The organism is Novosphingobium endophyticum, from assembly GCF_014640675.1.
GTDB classification, from domain to species: domain Bacteria; phylum Pseudomonadota; class Alphaproteobacteria; order Sphingomonadales; family Sphingomonadaceae; genus Novosphingobium; species Novosphingobium endophyticum.
Genome location: NZ_BMHK01000011.1, coordinates 114,307 through 133,256 on the forward strand (window position 1 = coordinate 114,307; position 18,950 = coordinate 133,256).

Consider the following 18,950-nt stretch of genomic DNA (forward strand, 5'->3'; position numbering starts at 1 on the left):
TGTTTTTTGATGGGCCGCGCTACGGTGCCAGCTTCGCTTCCCATCCACGGACGAGGGCGTCGATGCTTTCGGCCACGAGCGGCTCTATCCGGACTTCGGCGGTGAAGGCTTCCGTCCCGGGCCCTTCGATCAGTGCACTGAACCCCAAGATGATGGCCTGGACGGAAAGGTGCATGTGCCGCGCATCGATTGGCGCTATTCCGAACGCGAGCAGAGGCGCGGCGGCAAGGTCGGACATCGTCTCGATCTGGTCCGGCGTGAACGCTGTCGTCGCCACGAGCGAGCCGCTGTCGGGAATGCGGGTCTGGGTCGACCACAGCACGCGGCCAAGCTGTCGCAGCCATTCCTGCCACGTGACGCAAGGTCCGATTTCATCAAGCTGATTCGAGAACAGCCGCACGGTGACCAGTCCGAGCAATTCGTCCTTGCCGCGGATGTGATTGTAGAGTGACGGCGCCTCGACCTTCAGCCGTGCCGCCAGTCGGCGCAGCGTCACGTTTTCCAGCCCTTCGTCGCGCAAAAGGGCAATGGCCTCGTCGACGATGCGCGGGCGGCTCAATCTTTGCTGCGGTGGCCTGATATCCATGTTGACCTCCCATACCGCGACCGGCTAGACGATCAAGGCTAACAGTGTTAGCCAAGATGGGCGAGAGCGCGGGGCAAGGCCCTTGCAGCTCTGCCGGAATGACATTTCCGGTCCGCTGGGCCGGCGAAAAAAACGGGAAGACGAGGATGGCGACGATCGCTGCGAATACTGGCCCGGCCAGGAACTATCCGCTCAATTGCTGGTGGGTTGCCGCCTTTGCCGACGAAGTCGGGCGCACGCCGCTGGCACGCTGGTTGCTCGACACGCCGGTGGTTCTATATCGGACCGAGGCCGGAGATGTCGTCGCGCTGGAAGACCGCTGCCCCCATCGGCAGGCGCCGCTGTCATCGGGAAAGATCGAGGGCGACGCGATCCAGTGCGGCTATCACGGCTTCGAATTCGCGCCCGACGGTCGGTGCCAGCGGGTGCCGTCGATGAACGGGCCTGCACCGATCCGGGTCGAGACTTTCCCCGTGCGCGAGGAAGGCTTGCTCGTCTGGATTTACCTTGGCGACAAGGCAGTGATCGACGATGTGCCGCCTCCGCCGAAATTCGACTGGATGACCGATCCGGCCTTCAACGCGCGCAAGGGTTCGATGGAGATTGCGGCGAACTACCTCCTGCTGAAGGAGAACGTGCTGGACCTGACGCACCTCGGTTATGTCCATGAGTCGAGTTTCGGCATTCTGGACTTCGTCAATCCGCCCAAGGTGACTACCGAAGGCGACGTCGTCATGTACCGGCAGGCATTCGAACGCAGCCCGCTGCCCGCCGCTTACGCAATCCCGCTGGGGTTCGAACCGGGCAAGATCTGGACGCGGGTCGGAACCGGAAAATCGTTCTCGCCCGCATCCCACGAAAGCGAGGTCGCCTTCTTCGATCCCGACCAGCCGGACAATTGCAACGGGCAGGTATGCTTCGCGCACCTGACAACGCCGATCGATGCGACCAGCATGCTGTATTTCTACGTGGTGGGCCGTGACATGATGAACGACGATGCGACGATGGATCACTTCGCGGGTTTGCTGGTCCACGGGTTCAAGGAGGACGAAGAGATCCTCGTCAAGGTGCAGCAGACCATCAGCCGCACGCCGCGTCGCGGGTCCACCGGGGAACGCAGCGTGAAGGCCGATGCCGCCGGGGTGGAGGCGCGCCGCGCCGTGGATCGCTGGATGGCGCGGGAAACGATCGCGGATTGATCGCCTCGCGCGCTGCCGGCGCGGTCAGTTCATCCGCATGTCGCGCATTTCCGGTTCGAACCAGTCGAACCGCTCGCTGCTCTTGTTGATCATCACCGCCTTGGTCGTGAAGTAGTAGTCGAAGGATTCCTGACCGCCTTCGCGCATCAGGCCCGAATCCTTGAAGCCGCCCCACGGGAAGGATGCGTCGGCGCGGTGATGGTCGTTCACCCAGATCACGCCCGCCTCCAGCCGGTCCACGATGCGATGCGCGCGGGTAATGTCGTTGGTCCTGACAGCAGCAGCGAGGGCGAAGCGCGAGTTGTTGGCGATGGCGATCGCTTCCTCCTCGTCATCGAACGGGATCACGACCGTGTATGGCCCGAAAACCTCGTCCTGAGCGATCCGCATCTCTGGCGACACGTCGGCAAAGATGGTCGGCTCCATGTAAAAACCGCGCGAATCGGCAAGCCGGGCAGGCACGTCGCCACCTGCGACCAGCCGTGCGCCTTCGTCGCGGCCGGTCTTCACGTAGTCCAGAACGATCTGGCGCTGACGGGCGGAGATCATCGGCCCCATCTGCGTGTGCGGGTCGGTCGGGTCGCCAACGCGGATCGACTTTGCCTTGGCCGCGAAACGATCCACGAATTCGTCATAGATCGTGCGCTGGACGATGTGGCGCGATGCGCAGACGCAGGTCTGGCCAGCGCCTATGAAGGAGCCGAACGCCGCGTAGTCCACCGCGCGTTCGATATCGAAATCGTCGAAGGTAAGGACGGGTGTCAGGCCGCCCAGTTCCAGTGTCGTGTGCGTGAAATTGCGCGCCGCGGCCTGTGCCGCCAACCGGCCCGATTCGGTGCCACCGGTCAGCGCCAGCTTGTTGATGCCGGGGTGCCCGACAAGCGCGCGGCCCGCGTTGGCGCCATCGCCGGTGACAAGGTTGAACACGCCCGGTGGCAAGCCCGCTTCGCGCATGATTTCCCACAGCCTGATAGCGGTCAGCGGTGTCAGTTCGGAAGGCTTCAGCACCGTCGTGCAACCCGACGCCAGCGTGGGCGCCAAATTGCGCGAGGCGATCAGGACGGGATGGTTGAAGGGCGAGATATTTGCCACGACCCCAACCGGAACGCGCTTGGCAAAGGCATGGTACGGGCCTTCGACCGGGATCAGGGGGTCGCGCTTGGCGATCATCAATCCCGCGTAATAACGGTAGATATCGGCCATCAGCGAAAGCTGCGCACGGGTTTCGCGATAGGGGCGTCCGTTGTTGAGCGTCTCCAGCTCGTAGAGTTCGTCCATGTTGCGTTCGAGCGCGTCGGCGATCTTCAGGACGAGCTTGGCGCGCGTGCGGTTCGACATGTTCGCCCAATCGGGATCGCGAAAGGCGCGCTGCGCACTGCGTACCGCCATGTCGACCTCGGCTTCGCCGCAATTCAGCGTATGCGCGATGGTCGTCCCGTCCCTTGGAGACAGCACGGCGATGGTTTCGCAATCCGGCCGCGCCATTTCGCGCCCGTCTATGAAAAGCCCGCGGCTTTCGGCAGCAACTGCACCGTCGATAGTGTTTTCGACTTTCACGAACCTCTCCATTGGTAATGTACGCACACGTGTACATACGCTTGGTAATGCCTGCAATAGGCTCACTGCAGGTGATTTTCTGAATTATAAATAAACATGCCGTTTCGAAACGTGATTGACATAGAAAACGGTGCATGTCAGTCGAAGATAGGCCGTTAGAACACGGCTCTATCCGACCTATGAGAGTCGGCAGGGATTATAAAGAATACGATATATATCGTATTTTCGGGGTTGGAGAGGGCAGGGCCGTGGCGTCACTTGCGGGGCGTGTTCAATCGCCTGATTATCCACGTGCGCACTACGCTTGGTACGTGGTGCTGGTGCTGCTGGTCGTCGGCATAACGTCCTATCTCGATCGCAACATCGTTTCCCTGCTGGTGGAGCCGATAAAGGCTGACCTCGACCTGACCGATACCGAGGTCAGCATCCTTCAGGGGATGGCCTACGCGGTGTTCTACGTGGCGTTCGGACTGCCGTTCGGTGCGATGGTCGATCGGTTCAACCGGCGGCGCCTGCTGGCCTTCGGGATTGCCTTGTGGAGCGTGATGACGGCTGCCGGCGGCTTTGCCGACACGTACTGGGAACTGTTCGCCGCGCGTGCCGGTGTCGGCATTGGCGAGGCCTGCCTTGCACCGGCTGCGTTCTCGCTGATCGCCGACTATTTCCCGCCATCGCGCCGGGGCAGGGCGATGAGTGTCTACAACATGGCCAATTACCTTGGCGGCGGTGCGTCGATGCTGATCGGCGGGCTGGTGCTGAAGGCCCTGGGCGGCGTGGGTACGGCATACCTTCCCTACATCGGAGAGATCGCCAGCTGGAAGGGCACGTTCATCATCATCGGTGCGCCGGGCATCTTGTTGTCCGCCCTGATGTTCACTGTCCGCGAGCCGGAGCGGCGGCAGGTCACTTTGTCCTGCACGGGTTCGAGTGAGGGTTTCATCGAACACATGCGTAACGCCCCGCGCGTCTATGCGACGGTCCACATCGTCTCGGCCTTCACGGCCTTCACCGGATATGCCGTTGCGGGCTGGATCCCGACCTATTTCGTGCGCATCTTCGGGATGCAGGTGGCCGAAGCCGGCGTGATGATCGGGCCTGTCGCTGCGCTGGCCGGGATGGCCGGATGCGTATCCAGCGGATTTCTTACCGACTGGCTGGTGGCGCGCGATGTGCGGGGCGGACGCTTTGTCGTGCCGCTGGCGTGGTGGCCCTTGGCGCTTGCCGCGCTCGTCGTCATCGTGTTCGCGGGTGGTCGATCGATGGCGCTGGCGGGTGTCGCGCTGTTCTTCTTCGGCAGCGGCCTCGGCCTCGCCAGCGTTGCGCCGACGATCCACGACATCACGCCCAACCAGTTCCGCGGGCGCGCCACATCCTTGCACTTTGTCCTGTCCGGCCTGCTTGGCATGACGGCTGCCGTCACGCTTGTCGCGCTGGTCAACGACTACCTGTTCAAGGACCCGAACGCCCTCGGCAAATCGATGATCGTCGTCCTCACGCCGATCATCTTCGCAAGCTTCATCGCCTGCCTGTCCTGCCGGAATGCCTATGAAGAACGGCGCCGCCACTATTTGCAGGCAAACAACTGAAGAAAGCCCGGAACAACCGGGCCCTATCGACCCAGGGGAGACCATTGATGAGGAATACACGGTTGCGCGCGCGGCTTCTGGCCGGCGCAGTCATTGTTGCGGCCATGCCGGGCGCGGCTTTTGCCCAGGATGAAGAACAGCAGGGCGGCATCGGCGAAATCATCGTGACCGCGCAAAGGACCGAGGAATCGGCACAGCGCGCGCCGGTCGTGATCGATACGGTGACGGCGGACGAGTTGAGCGGCGTTACCGATGTGCGTGAACTCGCCAACGCGGTGCCGGGGCTGCAATTCGCCAATGCCGGTAATTCGGTGCAGACCTACATTCGCGGCGTCGGTTCGTTCAATGCGAAGTCGGTGCAGGAATCCGCCGTCGCCTACAGCGCGGACGGCGTTTACCTCTTCACCACCAGCCAGATCTCGCCCGCGATGTTCGATCTTGCGCGCGTCGAAGTGCTGAAGGGGCCTCAGGGCACGCTCTATGGCCGCAACGCGAGCGGCGGTGCGGTCAACATCATCACGCAGGGCGCACGGATCGGTTCGCTGGAGGGGTATTTCGAAGGTAGCCTCGGCAACTATAGCCTGTTCGATTTCACCGGCGTCGTGAACCTGCCCGTCAGCGATAATTTCGCCGTCAGGCTGGCTGGCCACCATGTCGAGCACGACGGTTACTTGTCCGACGGAACGAGCGATGACGATACGACCGCTGGTCGCGTCCGCGCGCTGTGGGAGCCATCGGCGATGGTCAGCGTGAAGTTCGCTTTCGATGCCGCGCGGGTGAGGGGCGTTGGGCCGGGGTCGGTCGTGGTGCCGCGCGTCGACGCCGGACATCCGTGGATCGGCGCGCTCGATCCGCGCAGCGATACGGGGCCGACTACGGTGAGCGGCTTCCGCCCTCTGGCAGATCCGTTCAACGAGCTGGACCAATGGAGCTCCAGCGTCGAACTCGACTGGGATCTTGGTTTTGCCACGATGACGGTTTTGCCTGCCTACCGGCACGAAAGCCTGAAGCAGCGCAGCTATGTGCCGGGCTACGGGATCGAGGAAGATGCCGACATCGAGCAGAAGTCGTTCGAAGCGCGACTGGCCCATCAGGGGGGCGGCATTCGCTGGGTCGCGGGTGCCTACTACCTGGAGGCCACCAACGACGAGACTTTCGACATCATCAACCCCAACCCGGCGGCCGGGCGTCCGGCGGTCAACCTGTTGGTCAATCCGCTGTCGGTGGAATCCTGGGCCGTCTTCGGCGAGACGACCGTGGACGTGACCGACCGCTTCCGGCTGATCGGCGGCCTGCGTTACACCTGGGAAAATTCGACGTCCGGCGGGTACCAGAACCAGATCTATCCCTCTCCGCTCGCGACCGAAGAATTCCTGCCGGGCGTTGAGGCTGGCGACTTCTACGTCGACGAAGACGTTACCGCCGACGCGGTGACATGGAAGGTCGGTGCGCAGTACGACATTGCTGAAGTTTCATCGATCTTCGCCACTGTCAGCAAGGGGTTCAAGGGCGGCGGTTCCTACGTCGACCTGGCATCGGTGGACCCCACTTACGCCCCCGAAACGATCGTCGCCTACGTCTTCGGTTCGCGTAACCGCTTCTTCGACGATACGCTGCAATTGAACCTCGAGGCGTTCTATTGGGATATCTCCGACCAGCAGATTTCGTTCGTCGGTTTCAACGTTCTTGGCCAACCGAAATTCCAGACGACCAATGCGTCGGATTCAAAATCGGTCGGCTTCAGCATCGATACGATCTGGTTGCCGACCCCTAACGACAGGCTCACGTTCGGTGTCGAATATGTCGATTCCGAATATTCCGACTTCGTGCGCGTGCAGCCGGCCGCTCCCGTCGGCACTCTGTGCCCGACGACCACCCTGTCGGCAGGGCCGCCGGCGCGTGTCGCGATCGATTGTTCCGGCTTCCCGATGATGCGCACACCGAAATGGGCGGGCAGCGCCAGCTATCGTCACGTGTTCGACATGGCGGATGGCGGCGAACTGACCGCAGGTGGCGACATGACCTTCGCGTCCAAACGCTACACCTCGATCGATTTCAGCCCGACCACGCTCGACGGTGGCTACGCGATCGTCAACGCCGAAATCGAGTACAAGGCGCCGGAAGCGCGGTGGAGCCTCGCGCTCTGGGGCCGCAACCTGACGGAGGCCGCCTATTACTCCGGTGGCATCCAGTCCGGCCCTTTCAACCGGCCGACGATCAACCAGCCGCGCACTTATGGCGTGCGCGGACGGATCAGCTTCTGATCCAGCAGGCGGGTCGGGGAGGGTGGTCCTCGGCCCGCAACCTTCGGGTGACAGGTTGGTTTGCGGCTGTTAGTCCGGCGGTCGACGAGCGGAGGACCGAGTGCGCAGGCCGCAACCGACCCTGAAGGACATTGCTGCCGAACTGAACCTGTCGCACCCGACCGTGTCGCGGGCGCTTTCCGGCCATGCCAGCATCAGCGCCGAGACGAAGGCGCGGGTGCGGGAGGCTGCAGATCGGCTGGGTTATGTCGTCAACTCCGGCGCACGAATGCTGAAACGCGGGCATGGCAATGTGGTCGGCCTGCTACTGCCGGACATTACCAACGAGTTCTACGCCGCCGTTGCCAAGAAGCTGAGCGACGATTGCAGCGAGCGGCACCAGCAGCTGATCCTTTCGGTTTCGGGCGATGACGCGGACAGGGAACTTGCGCTGGTGCGGGCACTGCTGGAAGCGCGGCCGACGGCGATCGTCGTGGCCCTTACGCGCAAGCCTCATCCCGAAACCGTTTCCCTGCTTAATACGGTACATTGCGTTCAGTTCATGCAGACCCATCCGGGGCTTGCCGGTCCGCGTGTTACCGTGCGGGCCAGCGGCGGCGCGCGACTGGCGATCGAGCACCTGTTGTCGCTGGGCCACCGGCAGATCGGTTTCGTCGGTCCGACACTCGACTATGCGATCGGTCAGGCGCGGATGGAGGGCGTGACGGCGGCGATGAAGGATGCGGGACTTGCCGTGGACCCTGCATGCGTCCGGCTGGGGCCGTCCGATGGCGAATTCGGCTTCGATGCCGTGCTGGAATTGCTCGCGCTCAAGCCGCGGCCGACTGCCCTTTATCTCTCCAGCGCACCGATCAGCGTTGCGGCGATGCGTGCGCTCACGCGTGAAGGCATAGCCATTCCCGCACAGTTGTCGGTTGTCGTTGCCGGCGTGTCGCCATGGTACGAGGCATGGCCCGGCGGGCTTACATCGATCACGCTGCCGGTGCGCGATCTTGCCGAAGCGGCTTCACGCTATGTGGCAGAGGCTGGCGACGGTGAAGCAAGCGAGGGCGAGACAGTCCTTTCCTTCGAACTGGTTGCGCGTGGTTCGACAGCGGCGATTGCCGGAAACGATAAATAACGATCCTCATCGTTCACTTTTTATGCTAACGCATATTGCGCACCTTCAGCTGCCAATGTACACGTGTGCACAAGTGGAGTGAATTCGTCAGAGGATGCATGAGCATGGGCAGGCTACCGCAGATCAGTGTCGATGATATCAAGGGCGTGGTGGCGTATCAGCCGACCACGGTGCGGACCGATATCGCGATCGACCGGAATACGAGAAACGCCGTCGATCTGGACGAAGCGGCGCGCGCCGCGGACGTTCTCATCAGGGATGGTGCCAGCGCCATCGTGCTGAATGGTACGTTCGGAGAGCTGGCCTCTCTGTCGCTGGACGAGATCATGGATTTCACCCGCGCCGTCGTCGAATCGGTGAAGGATCGTGTGCCGGTTTTCGCCGGTGCGACCACGCTTAACACGCGCGAGACGATAGAGCGTGCGCGCAAGTTCCGTGCAATGGGCGCGCATGGCCTGAACCTGGGGCGTGGCATGCTTTCGGCCATGGACGATGTTGCGGTCGTCGAATGGTACAGGGACATCACCGAAGAGTTTCCCGACATGGCGGTGATGCTCTACGACGATGCGCAGGCGTTCAAACGGCCGATTACCACTCCGGTCTATCGCGAATTGGCCAAGATGCCGCAGATCGTCGCGTGCAAGTATCGCACGGTGCTGGTCATCAGCAACATGATCGGCAACGGCACCTACAACGCCGATTTCGAGGCGGTGAACGGCAGGATCAAGCTGTTGACGCAGGAAACCGACTGGCCGATCGTGAACCGGATGTTCGGGGTTGATGCCTGCTGGTCCAGCTACATCAACTGTGCCCCCGGCTTCGTTATGGCCGTGCGCGACGCGGTGGAGGCGGGCGAGCTGGACCGCGCTCAGGCCATGATCGACGAATCCCCGTGGCCCGGCGACAAGTTCAGCACGGCTGGCGGTCCGGACAGCTGGCACATGAACAAGATCATGGCGCTCAAGACCCGGATCCACCACGCGGGATACATCAAGGCCGGTCCGCCGCTGCCGCCCTATCACGTGGCGCCAGCCGAACGCGGCGACACCGCTCGCGAACTCGCCATGCTCGATCGAGAGATGCAGAAGAAATACCCGCACAGGACCGCGCTGGAGACGGTCGGCTGAGCGATAGGCCATGCCGCGCGTCGAAAGGCCGGCGCGCGGCGGAGAGGAGTGACCGGCAGAGATGGCCGAGAATACGACTGCACCGATCTATGGCCGGGCGCTAGCCGGGTTTGCGGTTTCGGCATTGGCGAATGCCGCGGGCGGGCGCGGCGTGCTCGATCCCGGTCTGATCCGCTATTCCGGAACGAGAACGGCGGCTGGCCCGGCGGTTACTGCCGATTGCGACGAAGGCTCGCTGGAAGCTGTCTGGGCGGCAATGGAAGGGATGCAGCCGGGTGCCGTCCTGTGCATCCGGGGGCCGGGGACCTCGGCCTACATGGGTGACATGTTGGCGAGCGATCTGGCCCGCCGCGGTGTCCTTGCGGTCATCGTCGATGGCTACATTCGTGACCGTGCGGCGCTTTCGCAAATGGAGCTGACGTTCCTGGCGCGGGGCTTGTACCCGATGGCGCATCGCAGGGCCGGACCGGGGCGACCCTCGGTTCCAATCGAGATCGGCGGCGTTCGCATATCGCCGGGCGACTGGGTTGCCGTCGACGACGACGGCGTCATCGTGATCGCCCCGCAAGATGTCGAAACGGTCTTGAACAAGGCGCACGAAAACGAGGCGATCGAGGCGGGTATCAGGGCGCGGATGGCCGCCGGTGCAGGGGTGGCCGAAGCTGCGCGCGCCGAACTGGCCGCGCGCGCAGCTGCCCAGGGCATGATCTGCAACGTGGATTTATTGCAGCGGGAGAGGATGGAAGCAATGAACGAAACGATGTCCTGGGCCGTCGTCAGGCCAGAGGGGCCGACGGTGCGCAAGGTGGAAAGTCTGCCGCCGGTCGAGGGTCTGAACGAACTGGCCCACGTGAAAAGCAGCTCTGCCAATGCCGTGCGCTTCCACATGCAGGCCGTGGCCGAACCGGTTAGCGGGCAGGGCAAGCGGGCGATAGTCGGCACGCCGATGCCGGGATGGAGTCCTTTCGAGATCTATTGCAACGAAGGCGGGCCGATCGGCGGCGATGACGACGCGCCTTCGCCGCTGGGCTATCTCACCTCGGGGATCGCGTTCTGCCTTCTGACCCACATCACAATGGCGCTGTCGCATTCGAAACTGGCGGTGGAGCGGGTAAAGGTGGAAGTGCGCGGGCGATTTTTCGGCCAGATCGAGCCGCCGGCGGGCGGTGCCGAAGGGTTCGACACCTGCATCATCATCGACAGTCCAGAACCGGCGGACCGCATCCGGGTGTTCGTGACCGGCGTGCAAGACGCGTGCATCGCCCTGCAGTCGATCCGCCAGCCGACGCAGGTCCATTCGCGCATCCTGCACAACGGGGAAGACCTTTGATCGATCATGCAAGCGCAGGTGCGCGCTGATGGCGCTGGTCCTGCAAACCGACTACGCATGGCCGGACACCTCGATTGAACGCGGCGTGATTGAGGCTGCGGGCCATAGTTTCGTCGCCGGGCCGTCCGTGCCGTCCCCCGCAGACGAGATCGCGGCACTGGTCGCGAAACATCGGCCCGCTGCGATCATGACCTGCTGGGCGCAAGTGTCGGGGGCGGCCATCGCCGCAGCGCCTGATTTGGCCGTGGTACACCGCATTGGCGTGGGGCTGGATAATATCGCGATGGGCGAAGCGACCCGTCGCGGCGTGCTGGTCACCAACGTGCCGGACTATTGCGTGGGCGAGGTCGCCGATCACGCGGTCGCGCTCCTGCTGGATTGGGCACGTGGCACGGTCGTATTCGATCGCGACGTCAAGGCGGGCAACTGGAACCCGGCAGCCGCGCGGTTGACGCGCATCTCCGACCTTTCCATCGGGATTGTAGGCTTTGGCCGGATCGGCAAGGCCACGGCAAGCAGGCTGCTTGCCTTCGGCTGCGCGGTCAGCACGGTGGACCGTGGCCGCGAAACGGGCATGAACGTGCGCGCGGTCCCGTTTGAACAACTGCTGGGCGAAAGCGATGTGGTGATCGTTCATGCGCCTCTGACGGAGCAGACCCATCACCTGTTCGATGCGCAAACGATCGCGCAGATGAAATCCGGCGCATGCCTGATCAACGTCAGCAGGGGGCCGTTGGTGGACAACCACGCGCTCTTGGCGGCGTTGGATGCCGCGCATTTGTCCGGAGCAGGTCTCGACGTCGTCGAGGGCGAACCGGAACCGCCGCGCGCGCTGATCGAGCGGGATGATGTCATCGTCACACCGCACATCGCCTTTTCTTCGGCAGCTTCGCTGGGCGAATTGCGGCGGCGATCGGCGGAGGAGGTCGTTCGCGTCCTTGCCGGTCTTCCGCCTGAAAACCCATGCAACCAAGCCCGGACCTGAGAATGACCGATACCAGAATTATGACGGTCCATGCCCGGCAGATCCTCGACAGCCGCGGGCGGCCTACCGTCGAAGCCGAAGTCACGCTGGCAAACGGCGGTCAGGCCCGTGCCTCATCGCCCTCTGGCGCGTCGACGGGCAAGGCCGAGGCGGTCGAGCTTCGCGACGGGCGTGCGGAAGCCGAAGGGCTTGGCGTGCGCGACGCCGTCGCTAACGTGAAGGGCGAGATCGCCAATGCGGTCTGCGGGCTCGACGCGTTAGACCAGCAGGCTATCGACGATACGATGCTTGCACTGGACGGCACGGCGAACCTGTCGCGGCTGGGCGGGAATGCAACGCTTGCGGTCAGCCTTGCAGTCCTGCGGGCCGGGGCGGCGGCGCGGGGCGAACCGCTCTGGCGCCGTGTGTCCGAACTTGCCGGTGCAGAGCCGTCGATGCCGCTGCCGATGGTGAACATCCTGTCGGGCGGTCTGCACGCCGGGCGCGGGATGGACGTGCAGGATTTTCTCGCCATTCCGGTCGGCGCGGGCTCCTATTCCGAAGCGCTGGACTGGATCTGCCGGGTGAGGGCGGAAGCTGCACGTTGCTGCGCCGCGCTTGGCCTGCCGACGCTGCTTGCGGACGAGGGCGGGCTTTCTCCCGGTTTCGAAAATGCCGAACAGGCACTTGACCTGATGGTGGATGCAATCGGCCGCGCAGGGCTGAGGGCCGGCGACGACGTTGCCATCACGCTGGACATCGCATCGTCTTCGCTGGTCGATGCCGAGGGGAACTATCCCTTTTCGCGGCAGGGGCGGGTCTACAGTTCGGCAGAAATGATCGAGATGCAGGCCCGCTGGGTCGCCCGCTATCCCATTGTGTCGATAGAGGACGGCCTTGGCGAGGATGACTGGGCGAACTGGCCGGAAATGACGCGGCGGCTGCCCGGTATCCAGCTGGTCGGCGACGATCTTTTCGCCACGCAACCCGGCCGTATCGCACGGGCGATCGATGCCGATATCTGCAATGCGGCTCTCATCAAGGTCAACCAGAACGGCACCGTTTCCGGCACGCTTGACTCCGTGCGTAAGGCGCGCGAGGGTGGTTATGCCATCGTGGTTTCCGCACGATCCGGTGAGACGGAGGATGATTACCTCGCGGACCTGGCCGTCGGCTGCGGCGGTGGGCAGATCAAGGTGGGTTCCGTCCGCACGTCCGACCGGCTGGCCAAGTACAACCAGCTTCTCCGCATCGAGGAGGCCGGTCTGCCATGGGCGGGCACTTCCGGCCTTGCCCCGCTGTGACGGCACCGGCGCCCGAACTTGACGACTTTCTGTACGAGCATGACCTTGCCTCGGATGGTGAGGACTGTCGGTGGGCGGCGCTGACGGGCGGTGTCTCTTCCGAAATCTGGCGCGTTACCACGCCGCGCGGCGAGATATGCGTCAAGCGGGCGCTGGCGAAACTGCGGGTGGCGAGCAACTGGGAGGCCCCGGTCGACCGGAACGCAGTGGAGTGGAACTATCTGAAGTTCGCCAGCGGTATCGAGGGCGTGCGAGTACCGCGATTGCTGGCGCATGACGAGCCGCGCGGCCTGTTTGCGATGGAGTTCCTGCCGCCGGAGGACCACCCGGTGTGGAAGGCGCAGATGTTCGCTGGCCACGTCGATCAGGATTTCGCGCGAGACGTCGGGCGGATGATTGCCGCGATCCATTCGGCAGGCGCGCACGATGCGCAGGTGCCGGAGCGATTTGCGACCGAGACGAATTTCGAGGCGTTGCGGATCGACCCATATCTGCTTACCACGGCGCGCGCTCATCCCGACCTTGCGCCGATCATCGCCGACACGGCTCATCGGACACTGGCGACGAAGTGCGCGCTTGTTCACGGTGATGTCAGCCCGAAAAACATCCTGTGCTGTCCGGACGGTCCGGTCCTGATCGATGCCGAAACCGCGTGGTTCGGTGATCCGGCATTCGACCTTGCCTTTTGCCTCAACCACCTTGCGATAAAGGCGCGCGTACTGCCCGGTCGCGAAGCGCTGGTCGGGGCGTTCGCGGCCCTCAGTCAAGCCTATCTTGAAAACGTCGACTGGGAGCATCCGGCGGATCTGGAGGCGCGCGCGGCACCTTTGCTGGCCGCGCTCGCGCTGGCCCGTGTCGATGGGAAATCGCCGCTTGAATATTTGTCGGAAGATGATCGTTTATCGTTGCGCAAGGCGGCGCGTGAATGCGTCGGCGCGCGGGTCGACCGGTTGTCCGATGCCCTTTCGTTGCTGATTGCATGATCGGGCTTGTGCGAGTGATGCCAACCAGAAGACGGGAGCAATGAGATGAACGATTGGACCGCCGAACTGGTCGCCGGTGAAGGTCGCAGGAATATCGCACTGGACGTGTTCCGCCCCATCGAAGATCCGAACGGCGCCGCGGTTATTCTGCTCCATGGCGGCGGCTGGGCGCGCGGCCATCGTTCGGCAACCTACGGTTATGCAAGGGCATTGGCTGCGGCCGGCTTTGTCGCCATCGCTGCCGAATACCGCTTGGTGGGCGAGGCGGCTTTCCCGGCGCAGGTGGACGACGTTCGCGACGCGGTACGCTGGGTTCTCCACAACGCCGCGGAACTGGGCGTCGATCCGGAAAAAATCGCGTTGCAGGGCTATTCGGCCGGCGGGCATCTGGCCCTTATGGTGGCTGGAACGCAGCCCGGTTCGAGTCACGAAGGCAAAGTCGGCGGTTCATCGGAAGGCAGCGGCGTTGCCGCCGTCGTCGCGTTTTTTGCAGCGGCGCGGCTGGACAGCGATCCCGCAGCCATCGAATTGCCCCGATCGCCGCGCTGATAAATGGAGGCGGGATGGAGGCTGCACGGGCGGCAAGCCCTGTTCACTATGTCAACGCGGCCACCCCCACGACATTCATTATCGGTGGCATGGCGGATTTCATGCAGCCGCTGGATGCCGGGCTCGACCTGCTGCAGGCCTATGTCGCCGCAGGGGCCGAGGTCGAGTTCCACTACCTCCATTCGCAGACCCACGAGTTCTGCGCCACGCCATCGGTCATGCCTGCGATCATGGACGAAGTGATCTTCTTCTACCGCCGCACCCTTACCGAACGCCGCTCTTTCGAGGACGAGGCGAGGGCTCTCAATCCCTTTGCGCGAGTATCCAGCTTCGCCGAACTGATGGCAGAGCTTTCACCCGGATAGGGCAGGCCTGACGCGCCGGCACAACAAACGAGAGAGGATGAGGATGGCAGCAATAAGGAGCGTGACGATCGTCGGCGGCGGGATCGCGGGGCTGACGCTGGCCGTCGCCTTGCGCCAGATCGGGGTCGGGGTTCGCATCATCGAAAAGGGCGACCGGGCAAGCCGGCTTGGCACGGGCATCTCGCTGCTTGGCAATGCCTTGCGCGCCCTCGACCGGATCGGCCTTGCGGATACCTGCATCACGCGTGGCTACGGTTATGACTGTGTGAAGACCCGCGATGCTGGCGGTAAACTGATCGACGAGATCAGGCTGCCCCGAACGTTTCGTCCCGACCGGCCCGGTGCATTCGGCATCATGCGTCCGGTGCTTGCGCAGATCCTCGAGGATCATGCCACTGCCAAAGGTGCGACGATCGACTTTGAAACGACGGTAGAGGATCTGGAGGAGACTGCGGACGGCGTCACGCTTGCGTTATCCGGCGGCGAGAAGGTCGGTTGCGACATCCTCGTGGGTGCCGACGGTGCGAATTCCGTGATGCGCCATCGCCTGTTCTGCGATACGCTGAAGCCCGTTTATTGCGGGCAGGGCGGGCTGCGCTACACCGCTCCGCGTCCGCCGGAAATGGACGGTGTCACATTCTACCGCGCCGCCGTGGGCACGGGGGTCGGCGCGATCCCGCTGTCGGACGAGAAGTGCTATTACTTCATTCTCGAAACTGGTGAACGTCCGGGCCACTTGTCGCAGACGGAAGTGGCAGATCTCTGGCAGGAACGGGTGGCAAGCTTCACCGCCCCCGAACTGGTTGAAACGGTCGAACGGGCACACGAAGCGGAAGCGCTGTCCTACCGACCATTCGATGTCCTGATGATGCCACGGCCCTGGCACAAGGGGCGCGTCGTGCTGATCGGCGATGCGGTGCATTCGATGTCGCCGCAGCTCACGTCCGGTGGCGGCATGGCGATAGAGGACGCGGTCGTGCTGGCAGAGGAGATTTCGGCAGGACGTGACTTTGCCGAAACGCTGGCCCGCTTCGAGAATCGGCGCGAACCGCGCGTGCGCCCGATCCTCGATACGTCACTCGCCATTTGCTACAACGAACAGAACCCCACGATGGAGGGGCATCGCAAGAGCATGGATCTGCTGCAACGCGGATATGCGCTGCTGGCCGACGAATTCTGATACCGGTCCGGCGGCGCCATCACAGCGCCGCCGGTAACCGATCGCTCAACCGATCGCCGGTTCGTCGGGATGGCTCGCGGCCTCTTCCCGCGCTGCTTCGGGATAGGCGAACTTCTCCGGAACGGACCCGTCCGGCAGCAGGGTCTTGTCGAAAGAGACTTCCCAGGGAACCTCTTCCGGCAGGAACGGCAGGATGTGATTGGTCCAGCTGAATGCGCCGAAGCGCGCTTCCCACACGCGCGGTATCCATTGGTCATCCAGATAGTCCGTGTCGGCACCATATTCGGCCATGCCGCCTGCCGGATTGTCGAAATAGCAGAACAGGGCAGACGCGATGCGATGGCGGCCCACGCCGTTCAGCGGGCTCGTGTAGCCGCGCCGTTCCATGTAGTTGGAGCCGGCGAGGATCTCGTCGATGTCCTCCACCCCGAAGCACACGTGATCGAAACCAAGCGTGAAAGGCGGCAGGGCTTCGGCCCTCTGGAAATAGTTCGTGTGATGCTGGTTCGCGCCTTCCGGGCGGACGAAGATGCCGGCATCCACCTGATAGTCGGTCATCCTGAAATCCAGCCGATCGCGCCAGAACTCCAGACAGGCGTGCATGTCGGCCACCCGCCAGACCACGTGATTGATCGTCTTGGGCTTCGCCCGTACCCGCCAGCGCCGGTGCTGGTTCAGCCGCTTCACATTGTCCGGCGCGTTTACCGGATCGGGTGCGTAAAGGACCGGTTTGCGCCGCCACACGCGAAGGGCGAGGCGGATATTTTCAGGGCCGATGAAATGGATCGACTGACCATCATCGCCCCAGCGGACTTCGCGGTCGGTGCCGACGCGACCGGCGTAGTGTTCAAGGTCGTCCACGGCATCGACACCGTAAGTCACTTCGCGAACGCCCGAACCTTTGTAATGGTGCACCGGCAACGACGGATCGTCGTCGCGCAGCAGGATCACCTTCGATCCTTCGTCGAGTCTGTAAATGACCTTGCTGTCCGAACGGGAAACGGCCTGCAGGCCGAAATCGTCATAGAATCGGGCCGACGCGGCAAGGTCTGAAACGCCGTATATGATGCGTTCAACGGAACAGATTGGCATCCTCTCGGTCCTTTCGGGATCTTCGTTCGTAAGTTCTTCTCTTCAGGCTTTCGTGTCCGTAAGGCGGAGGCTGTCGGCCCCTTCTGGGGCTGACGCTTTCGCATCCGGCTCGAAAGTCCTGCAAGTTCATATAATGAACTTGTCGTATCTTAAATGTGGGGTCGTCTCTGGTCAAGCGATCGGGGCCGTTCGGGTGTGGTATTCCCGGACTTTTTGCGACGATCATGGGGAATTCCAGCGGTCATGACACTGTCGGTTTTGATGCTGAAGGATTCCGGCCTGATTGCAATGCGAAAAATCGGATGTAGATGCGATACGAATCGTATCGTAATCGGCCCACAGCTGGCGATTACGGCATCGGCCTTTGGCGTGGGGCACCCTCCATGCGCCGCAACCGATCCGTATCGCGTCTGACCGGTCTCAATCGGGAGAGTTCAGATGGCTGATGCCGTGATTTCCGGAAACGACGTGTTTTCCCATGCATGTGTCGGGGCTTCCGATCTGGAAGCCTCGTGCAAATTCTATGATGCGGCACTTGGCGCGCTGGGTGTCAAAAACCTGGGGCCTTTCGGCGATTCCTGTGTTCTCTACGGCAAGGAAAAACCCGCATTTCTCGTTCTGAAGCCCGGCAACGGCGAGGCACCCAGCGGCAATGGCGTCACGATCGGTTTTGCGGCGGCATCGCCTGCCGAAGTCGATGCATTCCATGCTGCCGGCCTGGCTGCGGGCGGAACCGACGAAGGCGCGAGCGGGCCAAGAGGGCACCTGCCGGGAGCATATGCCGGATACCTGCGAGATCCGGCCGGCAACAAGATTTGCGCCTACGCATTCGTGTAAGGGGCCTTGGCAATGACGATTACGATTGGCGTTACCGGACGCGATGGTCAGACCCGCAGCATCGCAGCCGCCGAAGGCATCACCCTTATGGAGGCCATTCGGGACGAAGGCTTCGATGAACTGCTCGCCCTCTGTGGGGGATGCTGTTCCTGCGCGACTTGCCACGTGCACATCGACAACGGGTTCGAGGACAGGATTCTACCTGTCAGCGGCGACGAGAACGACTTGCTAGATAGTTCCGACTTCCGCAACGCCACCTCTCGGCTATCGTGCCAGATAGTGCTTTCGCCAGAGCTCGACGGACTTGCGGTGACTATCGCGCCAGAAGACTGACGGCACTAGGCCGTAGACTCATAAACCCGCAGCCACAGGCGCATTGAGGCCAGTTGGATCATAGCGAGGAAGTTTTCGGCCAGCTTGTCGTAGCGGGTAGCAACCCTGCGGAAGTGCTTCAGCTTGGAGAAGAACCGCTCGATAAGGTTGCGCTCGCGGTAGAGCCATGTGCTGAAGTATGGCTTCGACCTGCGATTGGACTTTTGTCGCGCGGCGATCTGGATGAGAGAGCGCGACGATCAAGATGAGAATCCGGTGTCTCGGGATTGGCGGAGGGCGTAGCCCGTAGCCGGTCCCGAGACACCGGAGGTCCTTTTTTGTGGGGCCTGTGATGGTCGTGNGCTATCGGGTGCTGCAGGATACGCGACTGCCGTCACAGCGGCAGACCTCGCGCAGCCGACGCCGTCCTGATCCGTTGGCCGGTATTTTCGAGGAAGTCGTCGTGCCGATGTTGGAGGCCGCTCCCGGTCTTCGCCCCGTCGCCATCTTCGAGGAACTGCGCCGCCGATATCCCGAGACCGAGTTCGGCTCCCGGCGAACCCTGGAGAGGCGTATCCGCGACTGGCGCGCCCTG

Annotated in this window: 17 protein-coding genes and 2 pseudogenes; 15 read left to right on the forward strand and 4 right to left on the reverse strand. The window is 63.0% G+C overall.

What is annotated here, in order from left to right; translation table 11 throughout:
• Positions 1 to 19: 19 nt before the first annotated feature.
• Positions 20 to 586 (reverse strand): TetR family transcriptional regulator, encoded by a 567-nt coding sequence (locus IEX32_RS10165; RefSeq protein WP_188771086.1) that lies wholly within the window; start codon positions 584 to 586, stop codon positions 20 to 22.
• 146 nt (positions 587 to 732) lie between these two features.
• Between IEX32_RS10165 and IEX32_RS10170 the strand changes: the two genes are divergently transcribed.
• Positions 733 to 1,785: a Rieske 2Fe-2S domain-containing protein gene (locus IEX32_RS10170; RefSeq protein ID WP_188771088.1), complete on the forward strand. Its 1,053-nt coding sequence runs from the start codon at positions 733 to 735 to the stop codon at positions 1,783 to 1,785.
• 24 nt (positions 1,786 to 1,809) lie between these two features.
• On the opposite strand, the gene IEX32_RS10175 is transcribed toward IEX32_RS10170, so the two are convergent.
• The gene (locus tag IEX32_RS10175; RefSeq protein WP_229736300.1) at positions 1,810 to 3,342 is read right to left on the reverse strand and encodes an aldehyde dehydrogenase; all 1,533 of its coding nucleotides are present in this window, start codon (positions 3,340 to 3,342) and stop codon (positions 1,810 to 1,812) included.
• Between the two features lie 248 nt (positions 3,343 to 3,590).
• Between IEX32_RS10175 and IEX32_RS10180 the strand changes: the two genes are divergently transcribed.
• The 11 genes from IEX32_RS10180 to IEX32_RS10230 all read left to right on the forward strand — a co-directional run bounded on the left by IEX32_RS10180 (position 3,591) and on the right by IEX32_RS10230 (position 16,114).
• Positions 3,591 to 4,928 (forward strand): spinster family MFS transporter, encoded by a 1,338-nt coding sequence (locus IEX32_RS10180; RefSeq protein ID WP_229736301.1) that lies wholly within the window; start codon positions 3,591 to 3,593, stop codon positions 4,926 to 4,928.
• Positions 4,929 to 4,975: 47 nt separating this feature from the next.
• Positions 4,976 to 7,192 carry a TonB-dependent receptor gene (locus IEX32_RS10185; RefSeq protein ID WP_229736302.1) on the forward strand — a complete coding sequence of 739 codons (2,217 nt, stop codon included), beginning with the start codon at positions 4,976 to 4,978 and terminating at the stop codon, positions 7,190 to 7,192.
• A gap of 100 nt (positions 7,193 to 7,292) precedes the next feature.
• Entirely contained in the window at positions 7,293 to 8,312 is a 1,020-nt protein-coding gene (locus tag IEX32_RS10190) for a LacI family DNA-binding transcriptional regulator (RefSeq protein WP_188771092.1), read from the forward strand.
• A 104-nt stretch (positions 8,313 to 8,416) separates the two neighbouring features.
• Positions 8,417 to 9,439: a dihydrodipicolinate synthase family protein gene (locus IEX32_RS10195; protein ID WP_188771094.1), complete on the forward strand. Its 1,023-nt coding sequence runs from the start codon at positions 8,417 to 8,419 to the stop codon at positions 9,437 to 9,439.
• 61 nt (positions 9,440 to 9,500) lie between these two features.
• The gene (locus IEX32_RS10200) at positions 9,501 to 10,769 is read left to right on the forward strand and encodes an OsmC-related (seleno)protein (RefSeq protein WP_188771096.1); all 1,269 of its coding nucleotides are present in this window, start codon (positions 9,501 to 9,503) and stop codon (positions 10,767 to 10,769) included.
• 28 nt (positions 10,770 to 10,797) lie between these two features.
• Positions 10,798 to 11,754: a C-terminal binding protein gene (locus IEX32_RS10205; protein ID WP_229736303.1), complete on the forward strand. Its 957-nt coding sequence runs from the start codon at positions 10,798 to 10,800 to the stop codon at positions 11,752 to 11,754.
• Between the two features lie 2 nt (positions 11,755 to 11,756).
• On the forward strand, positions 11,757 to 13,037 hold the full coding sequence (gene eno, locus IEX32_RS10210) for a phosphopyruvate hydratase (protein ID WP_188771098.1): 1,281 nt from the start codon (positions 11,757 to 11,759) through the stop codon (positions 13,035 to 13,037).
• A complete protein-coding gene (locus tag IEX32_RS10215) occupies positions 13,004 to 14,020 on the forward strand; it encodes a phosphotransferase family protein (RefSeq protein WP_229736304.1) in 1,017 nt (338 codons plus the stop codon). The genes eno and IEX32_RS10215 overlap by 34 nt, the downstream gene beginning before the upstream one ends.
• A 45-nt stretch (positions 14,021 to 14,065) precedes the next feature.
• Positions 14,066 to 14,569: an alpha/beta hydrolase gene (locus IEX32_RS10220; protein WP_188771100.1), complete on the forward strand. Its 504-nt coding sequence runs from the start codon at positions 14,066 to 14,068 to the stop codon at positions 14,567 to 14,569.
• 14 nt (positions 14,570 to 14,583) lie between these two features.
• Positions 14,584 to 14,934, forward strand: a complete 351-nt coding sequence (locus IEX32_RS10225; RefSeq protein WP_188771102.1) for an alpha/beta hydrolase family protein — start codon at positions 14,584 to 14,586, stop codon at positions 14,932 to 14,934.
• 43 nt (positions 14,935 to 14,977) lie between these two features.
• On the forward strand, positions 14,978 to 16,114 hold the full coding sequence (locus tag IEX32_RS10230; RefSeq protein WP_188771103.1) for an FAD-dependent monooxygenase: 1,137 nt from the start codon (positions 14,978 to 14,980) through the stop codon (positions 16,112 to 16,114).
• A gap of 45 nt (positions 16,115 to 16,159) precedes the next feature.
• Here the strand turns inward: IEX32_RS10230 and IEX32_RS10235 are convergent, their stop codons facing one another.
• Entirely contained in the window at positions 16,160 to 17,206 is a 1,047-nt protein-coding gene (locus IEX32_RS10235; protein ID WP_188771104.1) for a VOC family protein, read from the reverse strand.
• Between the two features lie 438 nt (positions 17,207 to 17,644).
• Between IEX32_RS10235 and IEX32_RS10240 the strand changes: the two genes are divergently transcribed.
• Together IEX32_RS10240 and IEX32_RS10245 are read left to right on the forward strand one after the other, a co-directional pair.
• Entirely contained in the window at positions 17,645 to 18,043 is a 399-nt protein-coding gene (locus IEX32_RS10240) for a VOC family protein (protein ID WP_188771105.1), read from the forward strand.
• 12 nt (positions 18,044 to 18,055) lie between these two features.
• Entirely contained in the window at positions 18,056 to 18,376 is a 321-nt protein-coding gene (locus IEX32_RS10245; RefSeq protein WP_188771107.1) for a 2Fe-2S iron-sulfur cluster-binding protein, read from the forward strand.
• Between the two features lie 5 nt (positions 18,377 to 18,381).
• On the opposite strand, the pseudogene IEX32_RS10250 reads toward IEX32_RS10245, so the two are convergent.
• A pseudogene (locus IEX32_RS10250) lies at positions 18,382 to 18,543 on the reverse strand (transposase); the annotation flags it as partial.
• A 176-nt stretch (positions 18,544 to 18,719) separates the two neighbouring features.
• Between IEX32_RS10250 and IEX32_RS20660 the strand changes: the two are divergent.
• Positions 18,720 to 18,950, forward strand: a pseudogene (locus IEX32_RS20660) (IS21 family transposase); the annotation flags it as partial.

Bases quoted from the DNA above. Each gene is read 5' to 3' on its own strand.
- IEX32_RS10165 (WP_188771086.1), bottom strand. From the start codon at position 586: ATGGATATCAGGCCACCGCAGCAAAGATTGAGCCGCCCGCGCATCGTC.
- IEX32_RS10170 (WP_188771088.1), top strand. From the start codon at position 733: ATGGCGACGATCGCTGCGAATACTGGCCCGGCCAGGAACTATCCGCTC.
- IEX32_RS10185 (WP_229736302.1), top strand. From the start codon at position 4,976: ATGAGGAATACACGGTTGCGCGCGCGGCTTCTGGCCGGCGCAGTCATT.
- IEX32_RS10195 (WP_188771094.1), top strand. From the start codon at position 8,417: ATGGGCAGGCTACCGCAGATCAGTGTCGATGATATCAAGGGCGTGGTG.
- IEX32_RS10200 (WP_188771096.1), top strand. From the start codon at position 9,501: ATGGCCGAGAATACGACTGCACCGATCTATGGCCGGGCGCTAGCCGGG.
- IEX32_RS10205 (WP_229736303.1), top strand. From the start codon at position 10,798: ATGGCGCTGGTCCTGCAAACCGACTACGCATGGCCGGACACCTCGATT.
- eno (WP_188771098.1), top strand. From the start codon at position 11,757: ATGACCGATACCAGAATTATGACGGTCCATGCCCGGCAGATCCTCGAC.
- IEX32_RS10215 (WP_229736304.1), top strand. From the start codon at position 13,004: ATGGGCGGGCACTTCCGGCCTTGCCCCGCTGTGACGGCACCGGCGCCC.
- IEX32_RS10220 (WP_188771100.1), top strand. From the start codon at position 14,066: ATGAACGATTGGACCGCCGAACTGGTCGCCGGTGAAGGTCGCAGGAAT.
- IEX32_RS10225 (WP_188771102.1), top strand. From the start codon at position 14,584: ATGGAGGCTGCACGGGCGGCAAGCCCTGTTCACTATGTCAACGCGGCC.
- IEX32_RS10230 (WP_188771103.1), top strand. From the start codon at position 14,978: ATGGCAGCAATAAGGAGCGTGACGATCGTCGGCGGCGGGATCGCGGGG.
- IEX32_RS10235 (WP_188771104.1), bottom strand. From the start codon at position 17,206: ATGCCAATCTGTTCCGTTGAACGCATCATATACGGCGTTTCAGACCTT.
- IEX32_RS10240 (WP_188771105.1), top strand. From the start codon at position 17,645: ATGGCTGATGCCGTGATTTCCGGAAACGACGTGTTTTCCCATGCATGT.
- IEX32_RS10245 (WP_188771107.1), top strand. From the start codon at position 18,056: ATGACGATTACGATTGGCGTTACCGGACGCGATGGTCAGACCCGCAGC.